This is a genomic window from Bdellovibrionales bacterium (assembly GCA_019750295.1).
Classification (GTDB): domain Bacteria; phylum Bdellovibrionota; class Bdellovibrionia; order Bdellovibrionales; family JAGQZY01; genus JAIEOS01.
In genome coordinates this window covers 1-3311 of record JAIEOS010000140.1, presented here as the reverse complement: position 1 = coordinate 3311, position 3311 = coordinate 1, and the positions used below count along the sequence as shown (strand labels likewise).

The window sequence follows — 3311 nt, the reverse complement described above, 5'->3', positions numbered from 1 at the left end:
CTTCCGAGAATGAGAACCTTTTTGTATTTGGACTTTAACGGCATTAGAACCTCACTGGGCTATTAAAACTATAGATCTGTTCGTGCCCCACATGCGGGTAACGTTCAAGTTTAAAGTTCATCTTGATCAACGTTACAATGGCACGCCATTGTTCTTCGTGGGGAGCATTTTTTAATTTTTTAGCATATTCAAAAACAAATTTCTCTACTTCTGGAGGATGAAACGTCATGCCGAAAGTGAAAAAATTATTCGCGCCATCATTGATGAAATGTGTACTGAAGACGGCGCCTTTGTTCGCAATAATATTCACCGATGAATTTTTAACCACCACTTTTTCGCCCGTCAGTAAATCTTTGGCGTAGTGGTCTTTGCCTTTAGTTTTAATGTATTCGAAGAGAGAATATTTCGCTTTGGCCAAAGCTTGGTACTCCGGAATCTCGGAAGTGGTCATATCGTAACCCTCGAGGTTCAAAACCATCTTCGCCGGTGTCAACTGAGTTCCCTCGAGAGGGCGGGTTAATAAATACCAGTCGTAAAATAGATTGAGTTTGCGCTCGAACTCGTGGCCCTCTGTGTCTCCGAGGCCGACGTCACCAAAGAATTCATCCTTCGCCGTGACGACTTCCTTTTGATATTTGTTGGAAGAGAAGTACACGGTTAATTTATCAATGCAGTCTTCATAACTCATGCTGAATCCATTCTATAAATTCGTTAAACAATAAATGCGCATCTCGGGGGCCGGGGTGACTTTCAGGGTGAAACTGAACGCTAAAGCATTTTTGTTTCTGACTCTGAATGCCCGAAATCGTTTTATCGTTAAGGTTCATATGGGTGACTTCCACGTCCGTGGGAAGCGTCCCAGAATCAATAGCATACCCATGATTTTGGCTTGTGACATATATTTGTCCATTGCGCAGGTCTTTAACTGGATGATTGGCCCCATGATGTCCAAATTTCAGGCGATATGTTTTTGCACCGAGGGCCCGGGCAAGAATTTGATGCCCCATGCAAATCCCAAAAATCACTTTTTTGCCTAAAAATTGGCGGACTGTTTCCACAGTCACCTGCACATCGGCCGGATCGCCAGGTCCGTTGGATAATAAAATACCATCGGGTTTCCACTTGGCAATTTCGTCACCCGTCGTGCGTGATGGAAAAATCGCCACTTCACGACAGCGCTTTAAAAGTTCCCGAATGATATTTTGTTTACAACCATAGTCGATCACAGCCACTCTTGGGCCCGAGGAAGAGGCACCGCTCAACACTTTCATTTCTTTCGAGGAAACAAGGTAGCACCAGTCTTTATCGAGTTTTTTGTGACGCTGAATCAGTGGTAAGGCGATTTCGCGCGCCTCGGCTTCGCTCGACGCCTTTACGAGTGCGCCCACTTGAGTTCCTTTGTCGCGAAGGTAGAGCACCAACCGACGGGTGTCGATTCCCTGAACCACAGGAATTTTATTTTCGATCAATCGCTGCACCCAACGCTCATCTTTATTTTCGATTTCGAGAGCAATAAATCCTTCGAACCAATAACGAGAGGATTCCCAGAATGCATCGTCTACACCGTAATTTCCCTGCATGGGAGCCGTCATCACCATCATCTGCCCGTAGTAGGAGGGATCGGTGGCGATTTCTTCAAATCCGTTGTGAGAGGTGTTAAAAATAACTTCGGCCGCGCGCGCTTCTCCGCCTAACCATTCGCCCTTAAAAAAAGTTCCGTCCTCGAGATATAGATATCCAGCTGTCATGACATTTTCCCTTTTCCTAAAAGCGATTGTAAAAGTGCCGCGCGAACGAAAACTCCGTTTTGCTTTTGTTGCCACATTTTAAAGTGAGGCAGTTCGCGCACGTCGGGTAAGAATTCCACGCCCCAATTGACCGGCCCGGGATGAAACAGCAAAGCCTCTTTTTTAAGAAGACTTCCGTGCCGCTTTTGAATTTGATAGTGTTGTGTATAGGTCTCTAGAGAAAATCCCTCTTTGGAGCCATGACGCTCAAACTGAATTCGGAGTCCGATCACCACATCTGCCCAAGGAAGAGCATCTTTGAGATTTTCGAACGTCGTTATCTCCGCCGACCCTTCGGTCTTGTTTGAGAGTACCGAAGATGTGAACTCTTTGGGACCCACCACGCCGACCTTTGCCTTCAAGCGAGGGAGAAGTTCCATGTGCGACATCGCAACTCGACTGTGTGAGATATCGCCAATGAAGAGAACGTGTTTCCCCTCAAGAGACGGCAAGAACTCCAGCATCGTAAAGATGTCCAAGAGAGCTTGGGTCGGATGGGAGTGAGTGCCAAAGCCCGCATTGACGATGGGCATTTCGGTTTTTTGACTGGCACTGAGTAAATTAAAATCATCCCCACAACGGACCACCATCGCGTTCGGCATCATCGAGTGAACAGTCCAAAATGTGTCGTCTAGAGTTTCGCCTTTGATCAGACTACTTCCCTCTTTGGAGGCGCCATCAAAAAAAGTACACGTCCCGCCGAGGCGGTTGATGGCCATTTCGAAGCTCAAACGAGTGCGGGTGCTTGCTTCGAAAAACAAAAGCGCGATCACCGGATTGTTGGTAAAAAGCCGCGGGAATTGCTGGTGCTTTTGAAAATGAGATTTGATGGATCCAGCTGTTTTAAAGAGCTCGGAAATTTGAGAAATAGATAAATCCGCAGTCGTCAAAAAGCTCGGCGGAAAAGAGGAGTCGAAAGAGGTCATTAAAAATAAACAATAGTCGCCCCCCATCGCCTTTGTCAAAAGGTTCCAGCTCCCTCCATGCACTTATCCACGTGTGGATAAGTGCATGGAGGGAGCTGGAACCTTTTACTGGATTTTTTTGCCGACGCGCTCTTGGCGGAGATCGTTGCCGAAGCAGATGGCGCCTCCGGCGGGAGCGTCCTCTTTACAGCTCATCCACACCAATTGGGCTTTGCCTAGTAGGTTTTCGAGGGGAAGTACACCCCAGACACGACTGTCTGACGACCTGTCGCGGTTATCACCCATGAGAAAGAGATGACCCTGGGGAACCTCAAAGACAGATTCGGCTGTTAAAATGGAATCTTCCGCGTACTGAACCAAATGCTCCACTCCCAGCAGATCCTCTTTAAAAATCTTGTAGTACTCCTCATCGGCGGCCTTCAAGAATTCCATATTTATTCCTTGGCCGTTAATGACGAGACGATTCTGACCGCGATCAAACTGCAGCCGATCTCCTGGCAACCCAATCACCCGCTTCACCATGTAATAATCACTATCATCCTTGGAGCGAAAGACCACCACGTCTCCTCTCGCCGGCGTCAACGGTCCGATCAGCCAC

The 3311-nt window shown here is 47.4% G+C and carries 4 protein-coding genes; all 4 read right to left on the bottom strand.

The annotated features are described in order from the left end of the window. Window positions 1–43 precede the first annotated feature (43 nt). Window positions 44–688 (bottom strand): hypothetical protein, encoded by a 645-nt coding sequence (locus K2Q26_15825; GenBank protein ID MBY0316989.1) that lies wholly within the window; start codon window positions 686–688, stop codon window positions 44–46. Then, window positions 678–1748, bottom strand: a complete 1071-nt coding sequence (carA, locus tag K2Q26_15820; GenBank protein ID MBY0316988.1) for a glutamine-hydrolyzing carbamoyl-phosphate synthase small subunit — start codon at window positions 1746–1748, stop codon at window positions 678–680. The genes K2Q26_15825 and carA overlap by 11 nt, the downstream gene beginning before the upstream one ends. Continuing rightward, the gene (locus tag K2Q26_15815; GenBank protein MBY0316987.1) at window positions 1745–2752 is read right to left on the bottom strand and encodes an aspartate carbamoyltransferase catalytic subunit; all 1008 of its coding nucleotides are present in this window, start codon (window positions 2750–2752) and stop codon (window positions 1745–1747) included. Before K2Q26_15815 ends, carA begins: the two co-directional genes overlap by 4 nt. Window positions 2753–2818: 66 nt before the next feature. Then, window positions 2819–3311: signal peptidase I (gene lepB, locus K2Q26_15810; protein ID MBY0316986.1), on the bottom strand; the 493-nt coding region annotated here is incomplete at its 5' end.

What these genes read in the sequence shown, in the direction of transcription:
- K2Q26_15825 (MBY0316989.1), bottom strand. Translation starts at nt 688, where the DNA reads ATGAGTTATGAAGACTGCATTGATAAATTAACCGTGTACTTCTCTTCC.
- carA (MBY0316988.1), bottom strand. Translation starts at nt 1,748, where the DNA reads ATGACAGCTGGATATCTATATCTCGAGGACGGAACTTTTTTTAAGGGC.